This is a genomic window from Ruegeria sp. BI7, assembly GCF_056537925.1.
The window spans coordinates 24007-49907 of the sequence record NZ_JBQFSK010000003.1; the positions used below are offsets into that span (position 1 = coordinate 24007).

The 25901-nt window shown below is 58.9% G+C and carries 28 protein-coding genes; 18 read left to right on the top strand and 10 right to left on the bottom strand.

Annotation, left to right across the window (positions count from 1 at the left end; all coding sequences use genetic code 11):
• Nucleotides 1–18: 18 nt before the first annotated feature.
• The 4 genes from lspA to ACR0JB_RS09570 form a co-directional block, all read right to left on the bottom strand.
• Entirely contained in the window at nt 19–489 is a 471-nt protein-coding gene (gene lspA, locus ACR0JB_RS09555) for a signal peptidase II (protein ID WP_170396519.1), read from the bottom strand.
• Nucleotides 489–2078 carry a bifunctional phosphoribosylaminoimidazolecarboxamide formyltransferase/IMP cyclohydrolase gene (gene purH, locus ACR0JB_RS09560; protein WP_170396521.1) on the bottom strand — a complete coding sequence of 530 codons (1590 nt, stop codon included), beginning with the start codon at nt 2076–2078 and terminating at the stop codon, nt 489–491. The genes lspA and purH overlap by 1 nt, the downstream gene beginning before the upstream one ends.
• A gap of 22 nt (nt 2079–2100) precedes the next feature.
• Nucleotides 2101–3840 (bottom strand): heparinase II/III family protein, encoded by a 1740-nt coding sequence (locus ACR0JB_RS09565; RefSeq protein WP_170396523.1) that lies wholly within the window; start codon nt 3838–3840, stop codon nt 2101–2103.
• Nucleotides 3841–3930: 90 nt separating this feature from the next.
• On the bottom strand, nt 3931–5187 hold the full coding sequence (locus ACR0JB_RS09570) for an RsmB/NOP family class I SAM-dependent RNA methyltransferase (protein ID WP_480789868.1): 1257 nt from the start codon (nt 5185–5187) through the stop codon (nt 3931–3933).
• An 89-nt stretch (nt 5188–5276) separates the two neighbouring features.
• Here ACR0JB_RS09570 and ACR0JB_RS09575 point away from each other — a divergent pair, with 89 nt between their 5' ends.
• Complete coding sequence (locus tag ACR0JB_RS09575) at nt 5277–5471, top strand: DUF1674 domain-containing protein (RefSeq protein ID WP_480789869.1); 195 nt, start codon at nt 5277–5279, stop codon at nt 5469–5471.
• A gap of 4 nt (nt 5472–5475) precedes the next feature.
• On the opposite strand, the gene ACR0JB_RS09580 is transcribed toward ACR0JB_RS09575, so the two are convergent.
• Nucleotides 5476–6330: a LysR family transcriptional regulator gene (locus tag ACR0JB_RS09580; RefSeq protein WP_170396529.1), complete on the bottom strand. Its 855-nt coding sequence runs from the start codon at nt 6328–6330 to the stop codon at nt 5476–5478.
• A 98-nt stretch (nt 6331–6428) separates the two neighbouring features.
• Here ACR0JB_RS09580 and tmpA point away from each other — a divergent pair, with 98 nt between their 5' ends.
• The 4 genes from tmpA (at nt 6429) to ACR0JB_RS09600 (ending at nt 9772) form a co-directional block, all read left to right on the top strand.
• Nucleotides 6429–7565: a 2-trimethylaminoethylphosphonate dioxygenase gene (tmpA, locus tag ACR0JB_RS09585; protein WP_170349810.1), complete on the top strand. Its 1137-nt coding sequence runs from the start codon at nt 6429–6431 to the stop codon at nt 7563–7565.
• A complete protein-coding gene (tmpB, locus tag ACR0JB_RS09590; protein ID WP_170506192.1) occupies nt 7562–8152 on the top strand; it encodes a (R)-1-hydroxy-2-trimethylaminoethylphosphonate oxygenase in 591 nt (196 codons plus the stop codon). Before tmpA ends, tmpB begins: the two co-directional genes overlap by 4 nt.
• Nucleotides 8149–8817: an ureidoglycolate lyase gene (locus ACR0JB_RS09595; RefSeq protein WP_170396534.1), complete on the top strand. Its 669-nt coding sequence runs from the start codon at nt 8149–8151 to the stop codon at nt 8815–8817. Before tmpB ends, ACR0JB_RS09595 begins: the two co-directional genes overlap by 4 nt.
• A gap of 97 nt (nt 8818–8914) precedes the next feature.
• Entirely contained in the window at nt 8915–9772 is an 858-nt protein-coding gene (locus tag ACR0JB_RS09600; RefSeq protein WP_480789870.1) for a hypothetical protein, read from the top strand.
• A 6-nt stretch (nt 9773–9778) separates the two neighbouring features.
• Here ACR0JB_RS09600 and dapB read toward each other — a convergent pair whose 3' ends face one another.
• Nucleotides 9779–10588 (bottom strand): 4-hydroxy-tetrahydrodipicolinate reductase, encoded by an 810-nt coding sequence (dapB, locus tag ACR0JB_RS09605; protein ID WP_170376179.1) that lies wholly within the window; start codon nt 10586–10588, stop codon nt 9779–9781.
• A gap of 89 nt (nt 10589–10677) precedes the next feature.
• Here dapB and rbfA point away from each other — a divergent pair, with 89 nt between their 5' ends.
• The 7 genes from rbfA (at nt 10678) to ACR0JB_RS09640 (ending at nt 16211) form a co-directional block, all read left to right on the top strand.
• Complete coding sequence (gene rbfA / locus ACR0JB_RS09610; protein ID WP_170349805.1) at nt 10678–11073, top strand: 30S ribosome-binding factor RbfA; 396 nt, start codon at nt 10678–10680, stop codon at nt 11071–11073.
• The gene (locus ACR0JB_RS09615; RefSeq protein ID WP_170396538.1) at nt 11070–11813 is read left to right on the top strand and encodes a phosphodiester glycosidase family protein; all 744 of its coding nucleotides are present in this window, start codon (nt 11070–11072) and stop codon (nt 11811–11813) included. The genes rbfA and ACR0JB_RS09615 overlap by 4 nt, the downstream gene beginning before the upstream one ends.
• 54 nt (nt 11814–11867) lie before the next feature.
• Nucleotides 11868–12773 carry a tRNA pseudouridine(55) synthase TruB gene (gene truB / locus ACR0JB_RS09620; protein WP_170396540.1) on the top strand — a complete coding sequence of 302 codons (906 nt, stop codon included), beginning with the start codon at nt 11868–11870 and terminating at the stop codon, nt 12771–12773.
• A gap of 21 nt (nt 12774–12794) precedes the next feature.
• A complete protein-coding gene (locus ACR0JB_RS09625; RefSeq protein WP_170360724.1) occupies nt 12795–13298 on the top strand; it encodes a DUF1643 domain-containing protein in 504 nt (167 codons plus the stop codon).
• Between the two features lie 94 nt (nt 13299–13392).
• Nucleotides 13393–14421: a calcium-binding protein gene (locus tag ACR0JB_RS09630; RefSeq protein ID WP_480789871.1), complete on the top strand. Its 1029-nt coding sequence runs from the start codon at nt 13393–13395 to the stop codon at nt 14419–14421.
• Between the two features lie 144 nt (nt 14422–14565).
• Nucleotides 14566–14835 (top strand): 30S ribosomal protein S15, encoded by a 270-nt coding sequence (gene rpsO / locus ACR0JB_RS09635; RefSeq protein ID WP_008757925.1) that lies wholly within the window; start codon nt 14566–14568, stop codon nt 14833–14835.
• 254 nt (nt 14836–15089) lie between these two features.
• The gene (locus ACR0JB_RS09640) at nt 15090–16211 is read left to right on the top strand and encodes a Hint domain-containing protein (protein WP_170396545.1); all 1122 of its coding nucleotides are present in this window, start codon (nt 15090–15092) and stop codon (nt 16209–16211) included.
• Nucleotides 16212–16328: 117 nt separating this feature from the next.
• Here ACR0JB_RS09640 and ACR0JB_RS09645 read toward each other — a convergent pair whose 3' ends face one another.
• Nucleotides 16329–17930: a BCCT family transporter gene (locus ACR0JB_RS09645; protein ID WP_170376187.1), complete on the bottom strand. Its 1602-nt coding sequence runs from the start codon at nt 17928–17930 to the stop codon at nt 16329–16331.
• A 197-nt stretch (nt 17931–18127) separates the two neighbouring features.
• On the bottom strand, nt 18128–18889 hold the full coding sequence (locus ACR0JB_RS09650) for a DUF3299 domain-containing protein (protein ID WP_170396547.1): 762 nt from the start codon (nt 18887–18889) through the stop codon (nt 18128–18130).
• Nucleotides 18890–19171: 282 nt separating this feature from the next.
• Between ACR0JB_RS09650 and pnp the strand changes: the two genes are divergently transcribed.
• Together pnp and ACR0JB_RS09660 are read left to right on the top strand one after the other, a co-directional pair.
• Nucleotides 19172–21322 (top strand): polyribonucleotide nucleotidyltransferase, encoded by a 2151-nt coding sequence (gene pnp, locus ACR0JB_RS09655; RefSeq protein WP_170396549.1) that lies wholly within the window; start codon nt 19172–19174, stop codon nt 21320–21322.
• 124 nt (nt 21323–21446) lie between these two features.
• Nucleotides 21447–21785, top strand: a complete 339-nt coding sequence (locus ACR0JB_RS09660) for an NIPSNAP family protein (RefSeq protein WP_170349796.1) — start codon at nt 21447–21449, stop codon at nt 21783–21785.
• 52 nt (nt 21786–21837) lie between these two features.
• Here the strand turns inward: ACR0JB_RS09660 and ACR0JB_RS09665 are convergent, their stop codons facing one another.
• The gene (locus ACR0JB_RS09665) at nt 21838–22473 is read right to left on the bottom strand and encodes a DUF1326 domain-containing protein (protein ID WP_170360738.1); all 636 of its coding nucleotides are present in this window, start codon (nt 22471–22473) and stop codon (nt 21838–21840) included.
• Between the two features lie 252 nt (nt 22474–22725).
• Here ACR0JB_RS09665 and ACR0JB_RS09670 point away from each other — a divergent pair, with 252 nt between their 5' ends.
• From ACR0JB_RS09670 to ACR0JB_RS09685, 4 genes are all read left to right on the top strand, one after another.
• A complete protein-coding gene (locus tag ACR0JB_RS09670; RefSeq protein ID WP_170349794.1) occupies nt 22726–22998 on the top strand; it encodes a PepSY domain-containing protein in 273 nt (90 codons plus the stop codon).
• Between the two features lie 23 nt (nt 22999–23021).
• A complete protein-coding gene (locus tag ACR0JB_RS09675) occupies nt 23022–23549 on the top strand; it encodes a helix-turn-helix transcriptional regulator (protein WP_170349793.1) in 528 nt (175 codons plus the stop codon).
• Between the two features lie 131 nt (nt 23550–23680).
• Nucleotides 23681–24370: an outer membrane protein gene (locus ACR0JB_RS09680; RefSeq protein ID WP_480789872.1), complete on the top strand. Its 690-nt coding sequence runs from the start codon at nt 23681–23683 to the stop codon at nt 24368–24370.
• 71 nt (nt 24371–24441) lie between these two features.
• Complete coding sequence (locus tag ACR0JB_RS09685) at nt 24442–25173, top strand: glycosyltransferase family 25 protein (protein WP_170396553.1); 732 nt, start codon at nt 24442–24444, stop codon at nt 25171–25173.
• 69 nt (nt 25174–25242) lie between these two features.
• Here the strand turns inward: ACR0JB_RS09685 and ACR0JB_RS09690 are convergent, their stop codons facing one another.
• Nucleotides 25243–25893, bottom strand: coding sequence for a peroxiredoxin (locus ACR0JB_RS09690; protein WP_170360748.1), 651 nt, complete (start codon nt 25891–25893; stop codon nt 25243–25245).
• Nucleotides 25894–25901: the final 8 nt, after the last annotated feature.

Here is a 25901-nt window from a genome sequence, read left to right on the forward strand (position 1 = left end):
CGCATATCACCCGGCGCGTCACGAGGGCTTTTTGCCATCGAACAACACAAGTCCGAAAGCACCCGCAAAGATGAACACATCGGCCAGGTTGAAAACAAACGGATTGTTGAGGCCGCAACAGGACATGTTCAAGAAATCCAGAACATAGCCGTACAGCACCCGATCCACCACATTCCCAAGCGCGCCACCAATCAGCAACCCGCCGCAAAACAACATCAGCTTGGACGGGGTTGTCCGCATCAGCCAGATCAGCACGCCAATCGCAACAGCCAGCGAGATGCCGATCAGCACCCAACGCGCGGTGTCGCTGTCGCCTTGGAACAGGCCGAAATTGATGCCCCGATTCTCACCGTATTTGAACACCAAGAGCGGCGGCAGCACATCGATATTGCCCTCGGCCACACGCATCACGTGAACGACCAGATACTTACTGATCTGGTCGATCGTAAACGCGGCCAGCGCGGCCCAGAGCAGAATACGAGAGCGCATCAGTGGCGGAAGTGGCGCATGCCGGTGAATACCATTGCCAATCCGGCCTCATCCGCGGCCGCGATCACCTCGTCATCACGCATTGAACCGCCCGGCTGGATGACACAGGTCGCACCAGCCTCAGCGGCTTCCATCAGCCCGTCAGGGAAGGGGAAGAATGCATCAGACGCAACGGCCGAGCCGATGGTGAGCGGCTGCGGCAAGCCGAGCGCGTCGGCCATGCGTTCGGCCTTCTTGGCGGCAATCATGGCAGAGTCCAAGCGGCTCATCTGGCCTGCACCAACGCCGACAGTCGCGCCATCTTTCACGTAAACGATGGCGTTGGACTTAACGTGTTTCGCCACTTTCCAGGCAAACAGCAGGTCGCGCATCTGCTCTTCGGTCGGCGCCTTTTTGGTGACGACCTTCAGATCGTCCATGCCGACAAAACCATTGTCCTTGTCCTGCACCAGCAGACCGCCTGCTACCTGACGCACGGTCTTGCCGCCTGCGGTCACGTCCGGCAGAGCTTCGGTGGTCAGCAGGCGCAGGTTCTTCTTGGCCGCGAAGATCGCTTTGGCCTCATCCGAAGCACCGGGGGCGATCACGACTTCGGTGAAAATCCCGGTGATTTCCTGTGCGGTTTCCGTGTCGAGCGGTTGGTTCAGCGCCACGATCCCACCAAATGCCGAAGTACGATCGCAATCGAATGCCGACTTATACGCGTCCAGCAAGGTCGCGCCTGTAGCTACGCCGCAAGGGTTGGCGTGTTTGATAATCGCACAGGCCGCACCTTTTGCAGGATCGAACTCAGCCACCAGTTCAAACGCTGCGTCGGTGTCGTTGATATTGTTATAGCTCAGCTCCTTGCCCTGGTGCTGAACGGCGGTCGCCACACCCGGACGGTTGGTTCCATCAGTGTAGAAAGCCGCCTGTTGATGACTGTTCTCACCATAGCGCAGGGTCTGTTTCAGTTCACCGGCAAAGGCGCGGCGCTTGGGCGCATCAAGCTGCAGTGCGTCGGCCATCCAATTCGAAACCGCGGTGTCGTACGCTGCGGTCCGGGCGTAAGCCTTTTGCGCCAGCCACTGGCGGAAACCGTAGGATGTCTTGCCGTAATTCTCTTCCAACTGGTCCAGGAGCGAAGAGTAATCCTCGACATCCACAACAACGTTCACAAAGGCATGGTTCTTGGAGGCCGCACGGATCATCGCAGGGCCGCCAATATCGATGTTCTCGATGCACTCGTCATAACCTGCGCCTTTGGCCACCGTCGCCTCGAACGGATAGAGGTTCACAACCAGCAAGTCGATCGCGCCAATACCATGTTCATTCATCGCAGCCACGTGGCCGTCGTTGTCGCGCAGCGCCAGCAGGCCGCCATGCACCATCGGGTGCAGAGTCTTGACCCGACCATCCATCATTTCGGGGAAACCGGTGATCTCGCTGACATCCTTCACCTCAAGCCCTGCATCACGCAGCGCCTTGGCCGTACCGCCGGTCGACAGGAGCTCGACCCCGCGCTCGGCCAGCGCCTTTCCCAGCTCGATCAATCCGGTCTTGTCGGAAACGGAAAGCAACGCGCGGCGCACGGGGTGAAGATCAGTCATGGGTCCAAAGGTCCTTTTGGCGTCAGTCAAACTCGGGCTCGTCCCGGTGCAGATCGCGCACGGCATAGGCTGTATCCTGTGCCTTGCTCAGCGTCCACCGGGTGCGGGTCGCATACTCCATTGCGCGCCCGGATAGAACGATCTGTTTTGTCGCGCGTGGCTTTAAACGGCCTTTTTCAAGGTAAACGCTTGGTTGAACAGATAATTTTCCAACGCCATCATGGCGGAAAATCCAAATTTCACCGCTTTTGAGCGCCATCGACACCGCCGCGCCACCCAAATCAATGGCCGCATCCACGTCTGGATGCAGGTGAAACCGGATATCAAACCCGATCCCGTTCAGGCCCGAAGCGTCCAGCGCCCGGTCAAACTGCCGCTTGGCCTTGTCGGTAGCAGTCAGCAGAATATCCTCGCCCGTCAGTTCTCGCCCATCAAATCGCAGCTCGAATGTACGCGCATGGGTCAGACCGAACACTTTGGTATAGCCGTCATGCCCGACCATAAAGCGGGTGCCTTCGAATGCCTCTTCGAAATCAATCGGCACGTCTTGCGGTGCATCGACCAAAGCCTCTCGTTCACTTCCATTCCCCGCTGGTGCCAAACGCGCGCTAGAATAGCCATCCAGGCACAGGGTCGAATGCGAAGGTGTTGCGCGCCCGGCTCGCCGCCATTCCGTTCCGAAACTTTCGCCTGATCCGCAATTCACAATCAGTGGCCGCCGCCCCGAAGTTAGCTCAAACGCTAGTGTCGAGGCATGGGCATTATAAGATGCAGCCCCCTTGGGCGGCACGTTAGCATCGACGATCACGCTGGTCCGGGCCGCGTAAAGCCGTGCAAACCCCATCGCCAACCCAGTTGCGTGTTGCGGGCGAACCCCGCTTTGAGCCAACGCCTGATCCAGCCGCCCTTCGATCCCGCGCCCGCCGCCATGAAAGCGGGCCAATGCGCCGTCTGAATGGCGCAGGCTGCGCAGCGTCGGCGCCATGCGTTTGATCGCATCGGCCTGCGCGCCGGGGGTGCCCCGCCCCTGATCGCTCAGCGCGGCCGAGGTCCAGGACAGCAGGGTAAACACCTCAAGCAACTCTTCAGGGTTGCGGGTGGAAATACCGCCCTGCGCGTCGATCTGCCGTTCGCATTCCTTTGCCAGGGCGCGCAGGGCCGGGTCAGCCATCTGCTCCAACCCTTTCAGCGCCAGTCCGGCCTGAACCAGACCGGCCAGAGCCTCGAACCGGGGCAGGCCTGGCGTGGCCGCTTTCCAGCGTTTGGACAGGAACCAGGTTTGCTGCGCCAACGCGCGAAAGAACACAGCGCTCTGCTTGTCATCCATTCCACGCAGAAGGAAGACGGCGTGGTTGATCCAGCGCATCACCCGTCGGCCGGTCAGATCGGGTGCCCAGCCAGGCCCTTGCCCGCGGCCATGCGCGTCGATCCAACCCCACACCCAACGCTGCGCCTTTTCCCGCGCCCGCATATCGCCGACGGCGGCCAGATCATCCAGCCAGGCAAAACCGTGGCGCTCATTGTCAAAGCCGGTGCTGGGCGCGGTCACGTCCCACAGGCCGGTATCCTGTGCCTCGACCAGATACCCGGCAAACAGCAGATTTCCAGCGACCAGCTGCCGCCCCCGGGCAAACGATCCTACAGTACGCGGTTCAGGCTCGGTGACGAAGCCAGCAGCGGCCTTGCGCCGCTGGCTGAGCCGCGCATACAGACGGTTCTGAAACCGCGTCCACCGGTTTGTCATGGTATCTGAGTTTGACATGACGCTCGTTACTCTGCCTCTCACGCTCTGCTGGCGCCTGAGACCCAACGATAGACCGGTGTGATCGTCAAGTCATCGAAAAGCGTGCCATCAGGCTGATTTGTTCAGGCAGGCGATATAGAACCCGTCCATGCCACCGCGATCCGCCCAATAATCGGGCCGCAGACGCAGGCCACCTTCTTCGGTGATCCAGCTTTGATCCACCCCGGTCACGTCCAGCGCGGTGCGGTCGATGCTCATGTCAGGATATTGTTCCAGCGCCTCTTCGATCTGCACCTCGCCTTCGTCAGGCAACAGGGAACAGGTGCAATAGACCAACCGTCCACCGGGTTTCAGCAGGGTCCAGACATGGGCCAGCATCTGCGCCTGCAATTCAATCAACCCGCCGAATTCCGAGCCGTCCTTGGCAAAGGGCAGGTCCGGGTGGCGCCGAATGGTTCCGGTGGCCGAACAGGGTGCGTCCAACAGAATCGCGTCATACTGGCCCTGATGCTCCAGCGCATCACCAGCGATGACTTGCGCTTGTAAGCCAGTGCGTTTGAGGTTCTCGCGTACTCGCTCCAGTCGGGGCTCCGAAATATCCAGAGCCGTCACCTTGGCCCCGGCTGCCGCCATTTGCAGCGTCTTGCCGCCGGGTGCAGCACACAGATCCAGCACGGATTCCCCGGGCTTTGGTGCCAATACACGCACCGGCAAAGCCGCCGCCGCGTCCTGCACCCACCAGTCGCCCCGATCAAACCCCGGCAGGTTTGAGACCTGCCCCGCATCCTGCATACGCATCGACCCGGTCGGCAGTGCCTCACCCGGTCCCGTGGCCCCCGGTTTCAGTGAGAGGTCCAGCGGTGCGCCAGTGAAATGCGCCTGCTCCATGCCTGCAACGGCATCAGTGCCCCAGGCCATGATCAGCGGCTCGCGCAGCCAGTCCGGCAGGCGCGGCACCCGCATCTTGGGCCAGGCTTCCGGCCCTTCGGCGGCAACCTTGCGCAGCACAGCGTTAACCAACCCCTTGAGCCGGCCATGTTTGCGCGACCGCCCCACAATTTCGACCATCGAGTTCACGACACCATGCGCGGCCTCACCCTGGCACAGCTCAACCGCGCCCAGGCGCAGCGCGTTATAGACGGTCAGAGCAGGCGTCCTATTAAGGTGATTGTCCAGAAGACGGTCAGCTCGTTCCAAACCGCGCAGGGTTTGCAAGGTCAAACGCTGCGCCCGCGCGCGATCCTCGGGGGCCAGTCGATCCAGCGCGCCTGCGGCCAGGCATTCGGACAACAGCCGCCCCTCACCCAATATCTGATCCAACAGATAGATCGCGCTGCGTCGCGCCGCTGTTGCGTTGTCGGACATGAAACCGCCTTTGATGTGACTCTCGTCCGCATTGCCAAAGGCGGACGGGGGCGTATATCAAGCCCGTGCCCGGAAAGGAACCCGATGTCATGCCCGACACCACGAATGACGACCACAAAGACCTGCCCCCCGCCGCCCTGCGCGCCCTGGCCGAGGCGGAAGAACGCCGCAGCAAGGCCGAGGCAGAAGAAAAAGAGATGCCCAAGGAACTGGGCGGGCGCGACGGCCTTGATCCGGCCCGCTATGGCGATTGGGAAAAAAAGGGCATCGCCGTCGATTTCTGATTGATCAGCCCTGAAGGGCCTGCAGAAAATCGGCAATCAGGGCACGCTGTTTTTTCGATTTGACCCGCTCTTCGGGCCAAGTCAGCCAATAGCCGTCTTTGGTCTGCAGATCGGGCAGATCCAGCCGACACAGCCGACCGGCCAGCAAATCCGCACTGGCCAGCGGCACCGAGCCTAGCACCACCCCAATCCCCTGCCGGGCCGCCGAAATGGCATGTTCCATCGAATCGAAACTGATCTGTGAAGGCGGCATCTCGCCATGCCCCGTCTTACGCGCCCAGTCCCGCCACGCCGGGCGCTCGCCACGCAGCTCAATCAGCGGCACCCCCCATTTTACACCGGGCGCGGCCATCGGCACCAGAACCTCGCGGGCGATCAGGGCCGCATCCCGACCGGGCCAGGCCCCACGCCCATAGCGGATTTGCAACCAGGTCCGCTCCTCATCCAAGGACGACCGGCGCGCCACCGAGTCGGTCATCACCCGCACATTGGGTCGCGTTTCCTGAAACCGGGCAAGCCCAGGCAGAACCAGCGCGTGGATGTTCGAAGACAGGCCCGCGACGCGCAGCTCTTGCGGGGATTTGCCAAACAAATCTTCGGTGTTGCGCTCCAACGCCTGCAGACTCTCTTGCACCAGCGGCAGATAGCTTTCGCCTTCAACCGTCAGTGACACACCTCGTGCCTCGCGCACGAACAGGGACCGGCCCAGCCAAGCCTCCAGGTTACCGATCCGCTGACTGACGGCTGCCTGTGTCAGCCCAAACTCTCGGGCGGCGGCGGAAAAACCACCCAACCGACCGGCGGCCTCGAACACGCGCAGCCAATCCAGCGGTGGCAATCCGATTTTTTTCTTTGCCATAAGATTTTCCAAGCCTCAGCCGAAAGAAGGATTAATTGTGTTAATGCCACAAGAGGCGTATCTGCTCAATCAAAGCCCGCGCTGAACAGGAGATCCCCATGCTGCGCACTGCCAATCACGATACTTCGGTTGTGACTGTTGAATTTGACACCGGAACGCAGGCCCGTTTCCACGCCATCTGGCTGCGTGATAACGCGCTGGACCCGGAAACACGTGCGCCCGGAAACGGTCAGCGTCTGATCACCATAAGCGACATTCCCGTCGATATTTCAGTCAGCTCCGCCGAGATCAGCAATGGCGATCTAACGGTCACTTTCCAGCCCGAAGACAAGACCGTGACCTTCCCCGCCGATTGGCTGGCCGATCACGTCTATGATTGCGCCCGGTCCTTAGAAACAGGCCGTGTCGCACATGGCATCACCACGTGGGAACGCGGCATCGAAGCGCCAAGTGCTGATTGGGGTGAAGTCCACGCCAATCCCGCCGCCAAGCGCGGCTGGCTGGCTGCAGTGGCTAAGTTCGGTTTTGCCAAGCTGACCGGCGGCCCGACTGAGCCGGAATCACTGCTGAAGGTGGCCGATCTGTTCGGCTACGTCCGCGAAACCAACTATGGCCCCTATTTTGAGGTTCGGACCGAGGTAAACCCGACCAACCTAGCCTATACTGGCCTTGGTCTTCAGGCGCATACCGACAACCCCTATCGTGACCCGGTGCCGACGCTGCAAATCCTCTATTGTCTGGAAAACAGCGCCGAAGGTGGCGATTCCATTGTAGTCGATGGTTTCCGTGCCGCCGAAAAACTGCGCGATCAGAACCCCGAAGGCTTCGCCCTGCTGGCAGGCTATCCCGCGCGATTTGAATACAAAGGTTCGGACGGCATCTGCCTGCGGTCTCGCCGCCCAATGATCGAGTTGTCGCCGGACGGTGAGCTAGTCGGCATCCGCTTCAACAATCGGTCTTCCGCCCCGTTTGTTGACGTGCCATTCGATCAGATGGAAGCCTACTATGCTGCCTATCGCCAACTTGGCGAGATCATCGACGATCCGGCCATGGGCGTGTCGTTCAAGCTGGAACCGGGTGAAAGTTTCATCGTCGACAACACCCGCGTCCTACACGCGCGGCTGGGCTATTCCGGCGCAGGATCGCGTTGGCTACAAGGCTGCTATGCCGACAAGGATGGATTGCTGTCGACGCTCGCGGCGATGGACATGGCGCAACCGGAGGCAGCGGAATGAAACCCGATTTCTCAACCCTCAACCGCGACAACATCGTGGCCTTTATCGGGGATATCTTCGACCGTCGTGGTGGCGAGGAATACCTGGGTGAACCGGTCACGATGGCAGAACACATGCTGCAAGGTGCCACAATTGCCGAACAGAACGGCCAGTCCGAGGAAATCATCGTTGGCGCGCTGCTGCACGATATCGGCCATTTCACATCCGAGTTCGGCACCTATCACCCCGACGATACCGAGGATCGCCACCACGAGGATGCGGGGGCCGAAGTTCTGGAACAGTTCTTCCCGTCAGTCATCACCGATTGCTGCCGCTATCATGTGGCGGCCAAACGGTATCTCTGTGCCACCAAGCCTGACTATTTCAACCGTCTGTCCACGGCTTCGGTCCATACACTGGAACTGCAGGGCGGACCAATGAACGCCAAAGAAGTCGCGGAATTCGAGGCGAACCCGAACTTGAAAGAGATCATTCAGGTCCGCTATCTGGACGAAGCGGGCAAGCGCGCAGACATGGAAACGCCCGATTTCATCCATTTCGCGCCGATGGTGCAACGCATGGTCGACAAACATCTGGGGGCGGCATGAACGCCCCCGAATATATCTTTGAGGCCAGTTCAAAGCCGTCCCTGCCCTGGCATGAGGTGCCCCTGATCCGGGCCACAGACGCGTCGGTCAAGGGCTATGGCTGTCTGGTCGATGACCCGGACGGCTTCAAGATCGAAATCTCTCGCTGGCCCCAACAGGGCTGGCGCCCCATCGACGAGGGCACCGGCGATGAAGGTGGCTGGGTTGAAGGCACGTTCAAATGCGACTGGCAGGGCGACGTGCTGTATGGTGAGAACGAGGCGGTTAAAGGCCACTATGTTCTGGGCTGGTCCGCCGACCCGCAACAGGCACAGACCGACCAGAAAACCGCGCCGCGTGATCAAGTGCTGCTGTGGCATATGAACTATCACCCAGACGGCGGACAGATGTTCTGGCCGTTGGACAACAAGCCCTTCATCGTTCCCGCTGCGCTGCCCGGGGACAATTTGACCCCCGAAAAGGTGGTCGCGTTCTGGTGTGACGGCTCGCGAGGCCTCTATATCCACCCCGGCATCTGGCATGAGGGGATTTTCCCCGTCGAAGACAATCAACGGTTCCTCGACCGCCAGGGCCGGGTCCACGCCCGTGTCAGCGCCGATATCGGCAAAGAATTCGGCGTTTATCTGGCCTGCCCACTGCGTGAAGATAAGGTGAAGGATCTGTAACTGCACCTCAGGAAGCCCGTCTTCAGAAACCCTTAACCCTTAGCCGAAACATCTGTGATACTCTGATGCCACGTCCAACAGGCACGGGAGGTATCCGATGGGATGGAACAGGCGCAAAGTTGTCCAGCTGGGAACCGCAGCAACGGTCGGAACCTTGTTGCCGCGCATGGCAACAGCAGCGGAAGACCAGAATGCGGCGTTCGAACAGGAATTCAGCACGACGCTCGATCATCTGAGAAAAACATTCTCGGGGCTTGGGCTCAACGAAGCGGCGCCACTGTCCATTGCTTCCGGGCACGATGACTATAACGCGGGGCTGCGGCACGATTTTGACCAATCCGCGCTGCCCTCGAACGCTTTTGTCATTCAACCGTTGGCTCGGGTTGCCGATGTCAGTGAGAAATCTCGTGCGGACGTGTTGCCACTATTTCATGAGGTCGGCTGCCATCCCTCAGACGCAGACGGTCAAGCCACGACGCGTCTGATGATGCGCATTCTGACCGAAGCCTTCGATCTTGACCCCGCCCGCATTGCCTTTGTCAGCGTGCCGCAGTCCGAGGATATGCGCACGGTGCTGGACGAGATGGCCCTACCCTTTACCGAAAAAGTGCTGCTGCGCGATGAGGCTGAGGCCCTGGCCGCCCGCGATGCCTCGGGCTTTTTCTTTCCTGATCCGTTTGGCGATGCCTACATCGTGACGATGGGCGTCTATTACCGCGTCGGTGATACGGATGAACTCGCCCCCACGGCCTATCCTCCGTCCGCCAACTGGACCGAGATCGGCGAGATCGTGATCGGAGGTGAGGCCGCGCCACTTGCCATTTCCATCGGGGCCGAGCGCCTGACCTATGCCCGGACCGGCCAGTACCCGACATGGGATCAACGATTGGGGCTGCTCTTTGCAACGGCAGAACAGGATGGTGCAGAACCGCCCGGTCTGGCCGCATTCCGCTAATCGGGGTTACAGCCCCAGCACATCCACCATGTCATACTGGCCGGGGGCCTTGCCCTGCCCCCATAGCGCTGCCTTTAGGGCACCGCGAGCAAAGATGGCGCGGTCGGTGGCCAGATGGCGCAGAACGATGCGTTCTCCGGGGGCGGCGAACAGCACGTCATGCTCGCCGACGATGTCGCCACCGCGAATGGCGTGGAATCCGATGTCTCCGCGTTTACGGGCCCCAGTGATCCCGTCGCGGCCCCGGTCGGACACGTCGGCCAGATTGACACCGCGCCCTTCGGCGGCGGCCTCACCCAGCATCAGCGCAGTGCCTGAGGGCGCATCGACCTTGTGGTGATGGTGCCCTTCAATCACTTCGATGTCGAAATCCTCATCCAGCGCGGCGGCAACTTTCTTGGTCAGTTGCACAAGCAAATTGACCCCAAGGCTCATGTTCCCGGCCCGCACGATAACGGCATGGCGCGAAGCTGGCTCCAGCGCTGCGATCTGCTCATCCGACATGCCGGTGGTGCCGATCACGTGCACGCAGCGCGCCTGCGCGGCCAGCGCGGCAAATTCCAGCGTCGCTTCGGGTGCTGTGAAATCGATCACCGCCTGCGCCTGCGCAAATGCCTCAAGCGGGTCATCGGTCACGGTGACGCCCAGCGCTTGACCGCCCATGGCCGTGCCCACGTCCTGACCGATCCAATCATGGCCTGTACGCTCGACCACACCGACCAAACGCGCCTGATCGCTGTCGGTGACGGTCTTGATCAGCATCTGCCCCATACGGCCCGAAGCCCCTGTGATTACGATCCCCGGAATATGGGTCATTGCGCTGGTCCTTTCTAAAGTCGGCTCAAAGCCTCCTACCCGGTTCGCGCCCGCTTGGCAAAGCCCAGCTTTGCGCTTAGATCGGGGATATGGCAAAGAACAAATTCCACGATGGCCCCGGCCCCTCCCAACGACAGCTGCGCGTCGGCGAACTGATCCGACGCACCCTGTCCGAGGTTCTGGCGCGCGGAGATGTCCACGACCCCGACCTTAACCGCATGTCGATCACTGTAGGTGAGGTGCGCACCTCGCCCGATCTGAAGATCGCCACCGCCTATGTGCTGCCCCTTGGAGGCAAAGGGCAGGAAGATGTGATCGAACTGCTCGCTCGCAACAAGGGCGAGTTGCGGCGCGTGATCGGCAAAAAGCTCAACCTTAAGTTTTCGCCCGATCTGCGGTTCCGTCTGGATGATACTTTCGATCGTCTGGACGACACCCGCCGCATGTTCAATCAGGACGCGGTGCGCCGCGATCTGGACGAGTGATCCGCACACTGGTCACGTTGGGCGCGGTTTTCTGGGCCGCGCAGGCCGGCGCGGTCACCTGCGAAAAGCTGACCCACGGGAATAAGCGGTATACCGTTTGCGAGGTGGACGCCGCCAATGAAGACCTGCGCCTGTTTCTGAACGACGAAAATGACGACCTGCTGGGGCATTTCTCATCGGTGAACGAGGCGCTTGAACCCAGTGGAAAGCGTCTGGCCTTTGGGATGAACGCCGGTATGTATCACGACGACCGCTCGCCCGTCGGCCACTATGTCGAAGAGGGCGAAGAGGTCATGCGCGTGATCCCGAATCCCGGCCCCGGCAATTTCGGCCTGCTGCCCAACGGCGTGTTCTGCATCCGCGACGGTCGTGCCGATGTGTTCGAGACGCTGGATTTCGTCGAACAGGCCCCCGACTGCCGGTTTGCCACCCAATCCGGCCCGATGCTGGTGATCGACGGAGAGCTGCATCCGCGCTTTCTGCCTGACTCGACCTCGCTCTATGTGCGCAACGGGGTGGGCACCAGCGCCGATGGCACGCGGGCGGTGTTCGCAATCTCGGATGACTACGTCACTTTTCATGAATTCGGCAGCCTTTTCCGCGACGTGCTGGAAACGCCGAATGCGCTGTTCTTCGATGGCAATATCTCACGCATGTACGACCGGGCCAGCAACCGCTCGGACGTTGGCTTTTCGCTGGGACCAATGGTGGGTGTGGTCGAAGACACACCGGGAAATTGACAGGACCCGGGTGATCCGTTAGGTCGCGCGCCTCAGCAAAGGGCAAGGTGCAAGATGGGACGTAAACGCAAGGGTCGCGACATTTCCGGCTGGCTGGTGGTGGACAAGCCTGCGGGCATGACCTCGACCGCAGTGGTCAACAAGGTACGCTGGGCGATGGACGCGAAAAAAGCGGGCCATGCAGGCACGCTGGACCCCGAAGCGACCGGTGTTCTGGCCGTGGCATTGGGGGAGGCGACCAAGACCGTTCCCTACATCACCGACGCGCTGAAAGCCTACACATTCACCGTGCGTCTGGGTCAGGCCACCAATACCGACGATGCCGAGGGCGAAGTGATTGCACAAAGCGATGCGCGCCCCTCGGATGAGGATATCAAACAGGCGCTGGCCCCTTTTTTGGGTGAGATCATGCAGGTTCCGCCCAAGTTCTCGGCCGTGAAAATCGACGGGCAGCGCGCTTATAAGCTGGCCCGCGATGGCGAGGATGTGGAGCTGACCGCCCGCCCCCTATGGGTTGAGGAACTGATCCTCGTCGACCGCCCCGATGAAGATCACGTCGTACTGGAAATGACCTGTGGCAAAGGCGGTTATGTCCGCTCGATCGCCCGCGATCTGGGGGCGGCACTGGGATGCCACGGCCACGTCAAGGTCCTCCGCCGCATCTGGTCCGGCCCGTTTGAGGCCGAGGACGGTTTGAGCATCGAACAAATCGACGAAATGGCCAAGACAACCGCGTTGGACGAGTATCTGCATCCGCTGGAAACCGGTCTGTCGGATCTGCCCGAACTGAAATGTACCCCCGAAGGGGCCACTCGCCTGCGCAACGGCAACCCGGGCATGGTTCTGGCCTCGGACGTGGAATACGGCGACGAGGCATGGGCCTCGCTGGATGGCAAGGCTGTGGCCGTGGGCATCTATAAATCCGGCGAATTGCACCCCAGCCGGGTGTTCGTCGCCTGAGCCACGTGTTAGGCGAAGGGCATGATCACCCGAACGCATACCAAGGGCGACGCGCCCTCGACCGCCATTTATTCCGATTGCGAGAAGTATCGCTATAGCCTGACCCGCATCTGGGACCCAGAGGGATGCAAGGCGCTGTTCGTGATGCTGAACCCCTCAACCGCGACCGAGGTGCAGAACGACCCCACCGTCGAACGCTGTGAACGGCGGGCGCGGGCGTTGGGGTTCGGGGCGTTTCAGGTCACCAACATCTTTGCGTGGCGCGACACAGATCCGCGCAAGATGCGCGCCGCCACCGATCCAGTGGGGCCTGCGAATGACGCGGCGATTCTGGACGGCGTCGAATGGGCCGATCAGGTCATTGCCGCCTGGGGCACCCATGGTGCGCATCTGGATCGCGGCCCAGCGGTGGAAACCTTGCTGCGCGGCACCGGCCAACCACTGTTTCACCTGGGGCTGACCAAGGGCGGACACCCGAAACACCCGCTCTATATCGCCTATACTCAACAACCCGAACCGTGGTGACAAAAGGTTAACCACGAGATCAGCTTGGCTTTGACCAAGTGCTTGACCGCATGAGACATTTACCCTCGGGGCAGTACGTTTACGGAGGGTTCCCATGTTTCTGATCGGATTCCTAAGTCTGGCCGCTGTCGGTGGCGCAGCCTTTGCCATGAGCGACGCGTTTGTCCCCGAAAACACGCCCGAAGATGAAGACAGCATTGACGATCAGCCTGACGAGGTCTCTGACGGCAAGTACCTTGAGATCGACGAAACCGACGAAGACCCGACCACGCCCCAAGACAACGCGGAAGAACAGGAACCATCGACCGGAACCATCCTGTCCGAATTCGAAGGCGATCTGGTCATTGCCGGAACCGAAGAGGCGGATGTGCTGACCGGTCAGGACGGGGACGACCAAGTCAATGGATATAGTGGGGATGACACCATCGACGGCGGTTCCGGCAATGACGTGCTGTTCGCCGGTGAAGGGGCGGATTTCGTGTCAGGAGGCGCGGGCGACGATATTCTGCATGGCGAGGATGAGGATGACCTGCTGACCGGGGGTGAAGACGATGACATGCTTTATGGTCATTCCGGCGCAGATCAGCTGGAAGGGAGCGAGGGTGAAGATACGCTCTATGGCGGGCAGGACGATGACACGTTGGACGGTGGTGAAGGCGATGATGCACTGCACGGCGGGTATGGCGACGACATACTGGACGGCGGCACGGGTGAGGATGTTCTTTTTGGCGGCGACGGCGACGACATATTGAACGGCGAAGAAGAAGTAGACGCTGTCGATTTCCTGAACGGCGGCGCTGGCGAGGATACGATTCTGGCCGATAGCGGCGACATCGTCACCGGCGGCGACGGCGCGGATGAGATTATCCTGACCCCCGAAGCCGAGGATGAAGCGGTGACCGTGATGGATTTCCAACCCGGTCAGGACAAGCTGTTTGTATCATGGGATGGTCAGGAAGACCCCGACATTCAGATCGAAACTGACGCTGAAAACGAGAATCTCACACATGTGCTGATCGACGGGCAGGATGTGGCGCAGCTGCTGGGGGCCGAAGGGATGACCGCCGACGACATTCAGCTAATCTCTGAGATCGATCTGGCACAGCTGACTGCATTGGGCTGAGCCCGAAGAATCTTTTTGCCATTCGTCAAAAATACGCTTATACGCGCGCATCCGCATCGGAATCGGTGCGGTTTTCTCCATGGGCCTGTGCTGGACGACATCCCGGCCTGCGCCATCAACTCTAACCTTTTAAAGGAGACCCCGATGTCGATTACTGCCGCTGAAAAAGCACGCGTTATGAAAGAATTCGCAACCAAGGACGGCGACACCGGTTCGCCAGAAGTTCAGGTTGCCATCCTGACCTCGCGCATCACCACCCTGACCGAGCACTTCAAGACCCATAAGAAAGACAACCACGGTCGTCGCGGTCTGCTGAAAATGGTCGCCCAGCGCCGTAAGCTGCTGGACTACCTGAAGGGTAAGGAAGAAGCACGCTATCAGGACCTGATCAAAAAGCTGGGCATCCGCCGCTAAGTTCGGACTGTACAGCTGGTACAATTCAGACGCCCGCCTTTTTGGCGGGCGTTTTTTATTTTACCCTTGCCAGTGATGGTAAAGCGCATGAATCGCGAACGTGCTGAAACGAATACAGTTTTTCTTTACACTTCGCCAACCTTAGCGTCGGAACACACTTTCCCGATGCCGCGAAATGACCTAATTGCGGCCTTGATTGAACCCCCGCACATGGATTTTGTGTCCGCGTAAGATTTTGGACCGAAAAAAATTAAATGACAGACTTCAGCATCAGTGGTGGTGGCTCCACCGACTTTACAGATACGTCCCCTGGTGGCGGATTCGTTATTGACTTCGATAGTCTGGACAACAGTTTCAGTCTTCAGATCAATGACGTCGATCTGTTTGTCGGCGGGCCTGCCGGAGCCCCAAATGAGCTTCAATTTCAGATACCTGGAACCGCGGGCCAAACGGTTCAGTTTGCTGACGGTGACAGGTATGAGATCGACACACCTGCCGTTTGGCAGCTGGGAAACACGAATGGGGAGCCCGTCGTCCGGTTAGAGGTAAATCCGGACGGAACCATCGCGCTGTTTGGTGTGAAGGTGAACAACGGGCCGCTGGAACCGCTGGCGCTGTTCAATGGATTGACCGTAAACACCGATGCAATTGCTGCGGCTTGGAATGATAGCGGGCAAAACGAAATTGACATCAACCAGTCACAAACGGGCCCAACAAACGCAAGCGGCGAGTTTGTGGACGTGCTATGCTTTGCGTCCGGAACCTTTATTGAAACGCTTCATGGTCCAAGGCGGGTCGAGGACCTGCAAGTGTCAGATCAGGTTCTGACCTATGATCATGGCCATAAACCTATCCGATGGATCGGGTCACGCTGTCTCAGCAACGCTGAACTTGAGGCCCAGCCGAGACTTAAACCGATTTTGATCCGCGCTGGTGCCTTGGGGCCAGGATACCCCAAGCAGGATCTTGTCGTCTCACCACAGCATCGTGTTCTTGTTTCCTCAACGGTCGCTCTGCGCATGTTTGATTGTAAGGATATCTTGATCCCGGCGAACAAGCTTCTTCCGCTTGACGGTGTTGAGACATTGGAAAACACATCAGACGGGGTGGTGTATTTCCATCTTCTGTTCGATACGCATGAAATCATCTGGTCCAACGGCACACCAACGGAAAGCCTTTTTACAGGGCCAGAAGCCATAAAATCAGTCTCGGAAGAGGCCCGGCAAGAGATAATGGATTTGTTTCCCGGATGCGGCGACCCGCAGGTTCAAGCGCTGTCGGCACGTTATATTCCCCAAAAGGGCAAACAAATGCGAAAGCTTGTCCAGCGGCATCAGAGCAATCAAAAACCTCTGTTCGGCGAATTCCCCGCTTAGAATTCTTCTGTTTGATAGCAAAACAAAGCTTTCAGATTTTAGGCCGAGAACCGACCTAAGGCGCAACAAAAAAACGCCCGCCTGATGGCGAGCGCTTCCGTTGTGTCAGGGATTACCTCACATCTTCGCCTTCTCCGACTTCAGTGCCAGCCACAGGCAGTAGCACATAATCAGAACCACCAGCGTGAAGGGGATACCTGTCGACACCGCTGCGCCTTGCAAGGCGGCAAGGCCACCGCCCAGCAGCAATGCGATGGCGACCAGACCTTCGAGCGTACACCAGAACACGCGCTGGATGACGGGGGCGTCCATCTTGCCGCCCGCCGTGATCGTGTCGATCACCAGCGAACCCGAGTCCGACGAGGTCACAAAGAACACCACGATCAGGACCAGCGCAATTGGGGCCACGATGCTATACAGTGGCAGCTCTTTCAGGAAGCCGAACAGCGCGCCTTCGGGGGCATAACTGTCGATCACCGTGGCGCGAACACCTTCCGCTCCGCCTGCGTTCAGCATGTCGATGGCTGCACCGCCAAATGTCGACATCCACAGGGCGCAAACCGCTGTCGGCGCAAGCAGGGCGCAGATGACGAATTCACGTACCGTGCGGCCCTTCGAGATACGGGCAATAAACATGCCCACAAACGGTGACCATGCGATCCACCACGCCCAGTAGAAGGTGGTCCAGCCATGGAAGTAGCTGGTATCCTCACGTCCGAACGGGTTGGACAGCGCTGGAAGGTGCAGCACATAATCCGTCATCACGTTGAAATACCGTGAGATGGCTGTGCCAATTCCAGTGACAACAATGACGAAAATGAACAGCCCTACGGCCATGATCATGTTGATCTCACTCAGCCGTTTGACGCCTGCATCCATACCCATCAGGACCGAGCCCAGTGCAATCATGGTGATGCCAATAATAAGCAGGACAACGACGGTCGGGCTGGATTCGATGCCGAACACTTCGTACAGCCCCGCCGCAACCTGCTGCGCGCCCAGACCCAATGATGTGGTCAGGCCGAACAGGGTGGCAAAGACGGCCAGCGTATCGATGAAATGGCCCCACCAGCCCCAGACTCGCTCACCCAGGATTGGGTAGAACGCAGACCGAAGGGTCAACGGCAGGCCCAGGTTGTAGCTGAAGATCGCAAGGCTAAGACCCACTGCGGCGTAAACCGCCCAACCTTCAAGACCCCAGTGGTGAATGGTACCAACGACACCAGCATATTCATTTCCGGGTACCGCGATATCAATGCCTAGTGGCACGGCATTACCGTCCTCGGCAAAGTTGTAATAGACCGGCTCCATCACTCCAAAGAACAGCAGACCGATGCCGATGCCAGCGGCGAACATCATCGCGATCCAACCTGCATAGGAATAATCGGGCTTGGCATCTTTGCCGCCGATCCGAACCTTGCCCACGGGCAGGATGATCAGCACCAGGCAGAACAGCGTGATCGCATCCACGGACAGGACCAGGAACCAATCAAACGTGCTTGTCAGCCAGGGCCGGAGCCAGCCAAAGAACGTCGCTGCGGCCTCTTGGTTGGCTAAGGCGATCAGAACAAAGGCAAAGATCAGGATACTTGAGATCAGAAAGACCGGGTTGTGGATATCCAGACCGAAGGGCCGGACGTTATCCTGTCCAAGCTCATATTCGGTCTCGAAATCGTAGATCCGTGGATCCGGATCCAGCATTTTCTTGGTTTGTGCCATTCGACTTTCCCTCAGTTTGCTGCGTGCAAACGCCAAGGTCTTCGGTCGGTGGACGGCAAGTTTTTTGGTTTTCCCTTGGCGCGTTTCCCGTCATGTCGACCGCGAGTCTTCTGGTAAGAGCTTACACGATCATCAAAATTTCGCAAAATCCACGCAATTTTAGGGGTTTTACTGCCAAAAACGAAAAAATCGGGCAATTAATCCTGTAACGGCGCCCCACGGGTTTTACGACTGCCCGCCGCGCGCAACCGGTCCTTGAGGGTTGGCGTCCAGGTGGATTGACCTTCTTTGTTTTCCAGCGTCTCGACTAGATCGGCATCCAACCGGAACGTGGCGCGCATCGACACCAACCCGTCAACAACGTTCATCACTTGATCCGTAGGATCAATGACTAGTTTCCCGGTCAGGCGCACCGGTTCATGCGTATAGGCCGGTGTCCAGCCGTTGCGCAATTTCACCCGGATCATCTGGTTCGGCGCGGGTGGTGGCAGGTGACTGCACATGCCGGGCTTAGGCACCAGATAAGCCACCGATTGGCCATCTTCATCCGATGGCGCAGGAATGGCATAACCCATCAGGGTCACCGTCTGACCGTCAAGACCCGGATTGCCGCTTGTGTTGGCCTTGTTTCGGCGCTCGGACACGTTTTCGCGCTGGGACAGCAGCCAGTCGACGTCAATCTGGTCGGCGGCAAGGGCATCTTCGGTTTCCATCAGAAGTGTTTGCCATTTCTGGCGGTCTTCCGCGCTGCCGACGTCTTGCTGCAATCTGCTGCGCAGGCGGACCGCGAATAACAGATCATCAAATTGCTCGGGGGTAAGCGCGCGAAACGGGTCGTCAAAGTTCTGGACCGACGGGTCCGGCAGCGCGGCCCAATCCAACGCAGCACCTGGCGCAGCCGAAACCGGGCCGATGAAACCCAGCAATGCCAGCGGTATAATCTTTAGCCAGGCCGTCATCTGCATTCTCCGCCCGAAACCCGAAATGCCCCCGTACCTTAGCGGCCTGTACCACCCCAGGTCCATGCCGGCATCATCACGAATTCAGCAGGGCGGCAGACCGCCAACCCGGTTCGGTTTCGCTTTCCTTTGGGCGCAATCTCATGTATGCGCGCGATATCTGAGACGTTGTGCCCTGACCCTGGCACTCAGACGAAAGTTAAAATGGGGTCGGCGGCAATGGGGCCGCCATGCAAACGGGAGACCCGGAGGGCCGGGAGCGCTCCCATCTAGGATACGCATATGTTTGATGTAACAAAGAAATCTATGCAGTGGGGCGAAGAGACGCTGACACTGGAAACCGGCAAAGTTGCCCGTCAGGCGGACGGCAGCGTGATTGCCACGCTGGGCGAGACCAGTGTCATGGCAAACGTGACCTTTGCGCGGGCACAAAAACCCGGTCAGGACTTTTTCCCGCTGACCGTGCATTATCAGGAAAAATACTATGCCGCCGGTAAGGTTCCGGGTGGCTTCTTCAAGCGCGAGGCGCGCCCGACCGAGAAAGAGACGCTGACCGCGCGTCTGATCGACCGTCCGATCCGCCCGCTGTTCGTTGACGGCTTCAAAAACGAAGTTCTGGTGATGTGCACCGTCCTCAGCCACGATCTGGTCAACGATCCCGACATCGTTGCGATGATCGCTGCCTCGGCTGCTCTGACCATTTCCGGCGCGCCGTTCCGCGGCCCGATCGCCGGTGCCCGCGTTGGTTTCGAGGATGGCGAATACGTTCTGAACCCGACCGTCGACGACATGCAGGACCTGCGCCTGAACCCTGAACAGCGTCTTGACCTGGTTGTTGCCGGCACCAAAGACGCCGTGATGATGGTGGAATCGGAAGCCTATGAGCTGTCCGAAGCGGAAATGCTGGGCGCGGTTAACTTCGCGCATGAGCAGATCCAGCCGGTCATCGACCTGATCATCTCGCTGGCTGAGGAAGCCGCGAAAGAGCCGTTCGATTTTCAAGCCCCGGACTACTCCGAGCTGTCCGCTGCCGTTAAGGCCGCCGGTGAAGAGCAGATGCGCGCTGCCTTCGCGATCACCGACAAGCAGGAGCGCACCGCTGCTGTTGCCGCTGCCCGTGAAGCGATCAAGGAAGCGCTGACCGAGGAACAGCTGGAAGACGGCAACCTCGGTTCCGCGATGAAAAAGCTGGAAGCAGGTATTCTGCGCGGCGACGTCGTCAAAGGCGGCAAGCGGATCGACGGTCGTTCGACCACCGATATCCGTTCGATCGTTGCGGAAACCTCGATGCTGCCGCGTACGCACGGTTCCGCCCTGTTCACCCGTGGTGAGACACAGGCGCTGGCCGTGACCACGCTGGGCACCGGCGACGACGAACAGTTCATCGACGCGCTGCACGGCAACTTCAAATCGAACTTCCTGCTGCACTACAACTTCCCTCCGTATTCGGTAGGTGAAGTCGGCCGCGTTGGTGGCCCCGGCCGTCGTGAGATTGGCCACGGCAAGCTGGCATGGCGCGCTTTGCAGGCGGTTCTGCCTGCGGCGACCGACTTCCCCTACACGATCCGCATCGTGTCGGAGATCACCGAATCCAACGGCTCCAGCTCGATGGCGTCGGTCTGCGGCGGTTCGCTGTCGATGATGGATGCGGGCGTTCCGCTGAAAGCACCGGTTGCCGGTGTGGCCATGGGTCTGATCCTGGAAGATGACGGCGAATACGCCATCCTGTCAGACATTCTGGGTGACGAAGACCACCTGGGCGACATGGACTTCAAAGTGGCGGGTACCGAAAACGGCATCACCTCGCTGCAGATGGACATCAAGGTTGCGGGCATCACACCCGAGATCATGGAGAAAGCCCTGGCGCAAGCCAAGGACGGCCGGATGCACATCCTGGGTGAGATGGGCAAAGCCCTGTCCGAGACCAACGAATTCTCGGTCCACGCCCCGCGCATCGAGACCATGAACATCCCGACCGACAAGATCCGTGAAGTGATCGGCTCGGGCGGTAAGGTCATCCGCGAAATCGTTGAGGTTTCAGGTGCCAAGGTCGACATCAACGATGACGGTGTGATCAAGATCGCCTCGCCCGATGGTGAATCGATCAAGAAGGCCTATGAGATGATCCACTCGATCGTCGCTGAGCCGGAAGAAGGTCAGATCTACACCGGTAAAGTGGTCAAGATCGTCGACTTCGGTGCCTTTGTAAACTTCTTTGGCAAGCGCGACGGTCTGGTCCACGTGTCCCAGATCGAAAACCGCCGCCTGAACCATCCGTCAGATGTTCTGAAGGAAGGTCAGGAAGTGAAAGTCAAGCTGCTGGGCTTTGACGATCGCGGCAAGGTGCGCCTGTCGATGAAAGTGGTCGATCAGGAAACCGGTGAAGAGATCGTTCCCGAGAAGAAAGAAAAGAAAGAAGAAAGCGCAGAGTAATCTGCCTTTCTATTTCGAACAGGAAAGACCCCGGTTTAAGCCGGGGTCTTTTTTTGTTTGGGCTGCCCTTGAAACGTCCTCGAACCATGGCGACAGTTAAAGAGTTCTTCTGTGAGGCAATGCAATGATCCTGGAAATTCGTCATTACACGCTGAAACCCGGCCTCCGGGAGGAATTTATTGCGTTTTTTGAAAAACATAACCGCTCTGCTCTGCGCGATGCAGGCATGCTTGTTTTTGGGCCACTCCGCGATCTGGAGGATGCCAACAAAGTACACTGGATGCGCGCTTTCCCCTCTTTGGAAGCAAGAGAGCGGTTAAAGAATGACTTCTACGAAGGGCCAGTCTGGCACGAGCAGATCGAGCCCATCGCAATGTCAATGATTGCCCATTACGAGGCAGAACTGACCGAGACAACCAACGGGTTCGAGACATTCAAAGGCGCTCGAACACTCGATATGTAGTGCGAACTGCGCCGCAATTCGGGTTTTGGACAAATGCGGCGCTGCTCGACAATCAGTGCGCCACCCCTGTCGGCCCGTGCTTCATGACATGCCACTGACCGTAGCTGTCGTTCAGGTCCAGTTTGATCGCCGCGTCTGCCTTGGTCGACGCGCTGCCGATCTCGGCCAGGGTGAATTCGATACCGCCGGGGATATCGATCCGTACGCGATGCGGGCCACCGCCATGCGGTGCCTGAATCGGTTCGCCGGAAGATTTCAGCACATCCCCGATGGTGACCTGGGCCGTACGCCCGTCCATGTCCATCTCAAAATCAATCGGCACATACAGAGTCTCGTGAACGTTGTCGCACATCGTACGGAAAACATGCCAGTGGGTCGCCATTTCCTCGGTCTCTTCGCCGTGAAAGACCTTTTCCAATGCGGCGCGTTGGGCGTCCGAGGCACTTGGATCGATGATCACCTGCATCTCACCGCCGCCCTCGAAAATGGGACCCGGCCAGGCATAGATAAGAGCGGCCTTCGTACCACTTAGATCCGTGTCGCCAAAATGCCCCTTTGAAACTTCCAACACTTCAAACCCGCGGCAATGGCCATGGGTTGGCAATTCTTCGAACTGGCAAGGGCATGCATACCCGCAGTTGCAGTTCCCAAAAGCATCGCCTTCAATGTACCAATCAGTAAAACCCATCGTCTTCTCCTGTTATGCACAGTCTGAAAATCCCGACGTCGTTGGTCGCATGCCTGTAGATTATTCCCCCGACAACACCCTACCACAAATTGGTTGCGTTCAGAACCGTAAGGCCTAAATGCCCTTGTTTCGTTGAAATTGCGGCGTAAACCTTGGTTTAAACCCGCCAGTTTCAACCAAAATCCAATCGCAGCAGCCGGGGGCCATCCCCAGTTCGATCGCATCGACGCAATGCACAAAAGGAGATGCGATATGGAAACCTTCAAGATGCTGACACTGACCGGCCTGATCGTAACTGCCCCGGCCCTGGCTCTGGCCAACGTAGGGCTTGGCGACAAACTGGGAACCAGCGAGGCCGAAATCCGGTCGACCCTAGAGGCGCAGGGGTACCAGATTGAAGAGATCGAATTCGAAGATGGTGAGATCGAGGTTGAACTCAGCAAGGATGGCGTGGAAACTGAACTGGTCCTGACCGAAACGGATGGCGAGGTGACCGCCATCGAAATCGAAAAAGACGACGACTGACCGCGCGATATCAAAGGAGCGCCATGAAGCTCTCACAGACGTCTTTACTCTGGCTCCTTCTGGTGGTGCAGGCCCTCTGCGCCGCCTTTTTCTTGACCGACGCAGTCCTGGATTGGACCGGAGGCGAAAGTGCCGGGTTCCGCCATCTGCACGGGTTTGAACTGGTCCTGTCGCTGGCGCTGATGGGGGGACTGGCCGCAACCATTACCCTGATACGCACGCAAAATCGGCGCGTGCGCGAAATGCAGCGTCAGCTTGGCGTGGCGCAGGGTGCCTTTGCCCAAATCATCGACAACCAGTTCAGCGAATGGCAACTCAGCGACGCTGAACGTGATGTCGCGCTGCTGTCCATCAAAGGGCTGTCCATCGCAGAAATCGCAGAACTCAGGCAGACCAAAGAAGGGACGATCAAGGCACAAAGCGCAGCGATTTATCGTAAGGCAGATGTCACGGGGCGGCTTCAACTGCTCAGTTTCTTTGTCGAAGAGCTTTTGACCGCCCCCCTGATGAACGAGGCCAAAGCGCCCAAGCCCAGAAAAGATCAAATCTGAAATTCAAGGCGGATTTATTCACTCACACCGTGCAAATAACCTGTGACTCAACGTGAAGCTCCCGCGCCTTCTTTTCGCGCCTCAATTGCCCACATGTGCCTTGTACCCAATTCGGAACAAAGGACATGGTTATGGTTTCTCGTCTCATTCTCGCCTCGGCGGCCCTGACGGTCAGCGCGTCGGCACTGGCTGCCCAAAGCCTGACTGATGGCCTTTATATTCAAGGCTTCGCAGGCTACAGCCAATTGCAAGACAGCGACTTCGGCGGCACGGTCAACGGATCGCCACAATCCGTGGACACCGATTTTGACGCGGGCTATGGGCTGGGTATCGCCGTTGGCAAGGAAATTCCACAATGGTCTAATGACCGCATCGGCACCCGGGTCGAACTGGAATTGTCCTACCGCGACAACGACGTGGACGGCGTCAATTTCTCGGGCAACGGTCCCGGAAATGAGGGGAATACATCGGGCGATATCACGCAGACCTCGCTGTTTGGCAATGTGCTATTCGACATCAAGCAAAACAGCGCTTTCACACCCTATGTGGGTCTGGGTCTTGGCGTAACCTATTCCGATATCGACATCTCTTACGGGCCGGGCGTGCGGCTGGACGACAGTGAGACGAACTTTGCAGCCCAAGTCATCGCCGGCGTGGCTTATGAGGTCAACGAAACCACTGCATTAACCCTCGATACCCGCTATTCTCGCACCTTCGGCGTCTCAACCAACCGCGTGGCACCCAACGGAGCCTCTACCGGCTCTGTCGAGGACGATATCGACACGTTCAGCGTCAATGTCGGCGTGCGCTACGGGTTCTGAGTGCGCACGGGGGCAGAGTTTCTATCCGGTTCCTCTTCCCCCGCATGGTCCCGTGTTCTATGCACGGGATCATGCGATCTTTTATAATCCATATGTCCTCAAGCACTGCCCGGCGACCCAATGCCGACAAGCTGTGCGCCGATCTGCCAAATGCCGAACTGTTCGAGGCCGTGAATGGCCGTGATCCTGAACAGATCGCCGGTGTTCAGCTTCATCCCGGCAATCTGCACCGCCCGCATTACCCCTTTCCCCTCCGTCCGGCTGAAATCGGCGTGTTCGAAAGCCATCGCCGCATCTGGCGCAAGCTGGTCGATGAAGAAATTGATCTGGCCATCATCACCGAAGATGACCTGCGTATCGACCCCGCCCGCATGGCCGAGACGCTCAAGGTTCTGGCCCCGATCGCCACACCCGACCATTATATCCGCATTCCGGTAAAGCAGCGCGAGGTCCCGGTTCAGACTCTGGCCGAACAGAACGGGCTTCGGCTGATCCTGCCCAAGGTGATCGGGTTGCAATGCGTCTGTCAGATGGTGGGTCGACACGCGGCCAAACGATTGCTTGCCGCCACCGAACAGATTGACCGCCCGGTAGATACCTTCATGCAAATGCACTGGCTGACCGGCCAACCCATCCACGCCCTGCTGGGCAGTGGTAATCAAGAGGTGGCGCGCGAAATCGGTGGGTCGACCATCCAAACCAAACCGCCGCTGTCGGATAAACTGACCCGCGAATTCAAACGCGCAGCTTATCGGGCAAAGCTGCACCTGCACCCGCAGCGCCCGTGTACTTCATCTGGCTGAAGATACCTTCGGGAGAAGTACGCCGTTAGGCGCGAGGGGGGCAGACAGCCCCCCGGACCCGGTGCCGCCTTACGACGGTGCCTTGGTCTTGCGCAGATAGGGAAAGATCGTTTCGAACTCGCCGAACTTTTCTTTCGCTTCGTCGTTGGACACGGCGGGAGGGATGATCACGTCTTCACCCGGCACCCAGTTGGCAGGCGTGGCAACGCCCTTGGCCGACATCTGCAATCCGTCCAGCGCGCGCAGAATCTCGGCAAAGTTCCGGCCCACGGTCATCGGATAGGTCATCGAAAGTTTCAGCTGCTTGTCCGGCCCGATAATAAAGACCGAGCGCACCGTGGCGCTGTCTGCAGGCGTGCGACCGTCGGGCAGATACGCCTCGGCTGGCAGCATGTCGAACGCCTTGGACACCGCCAGCCCGTCATCGGCGATGATCGGAAAGCCGGGGTTGGCGTTGCCGTAAGCCTCGATGTCTTTTTTCCACTTCTTGTGATCCTCGACCCCGTCGACCGACACGCCCAGAACCTTGGTATTGCGGGCCGCCCATTCGTCATTCAGCTGCGCCACAGCCGAAAACTCGGTGGTGCAAACAGGAGTAAAATCTTTGGGGTGCGAAAACAGGATCGCCCAGCTGTCACCGATCCAATCATGGAACTGAATGGTACCCTGATCCGTCTCTGCAGTGAAGTTTGGAACCGTGTCGTTGATGCGCAAACCCATGGCGAATC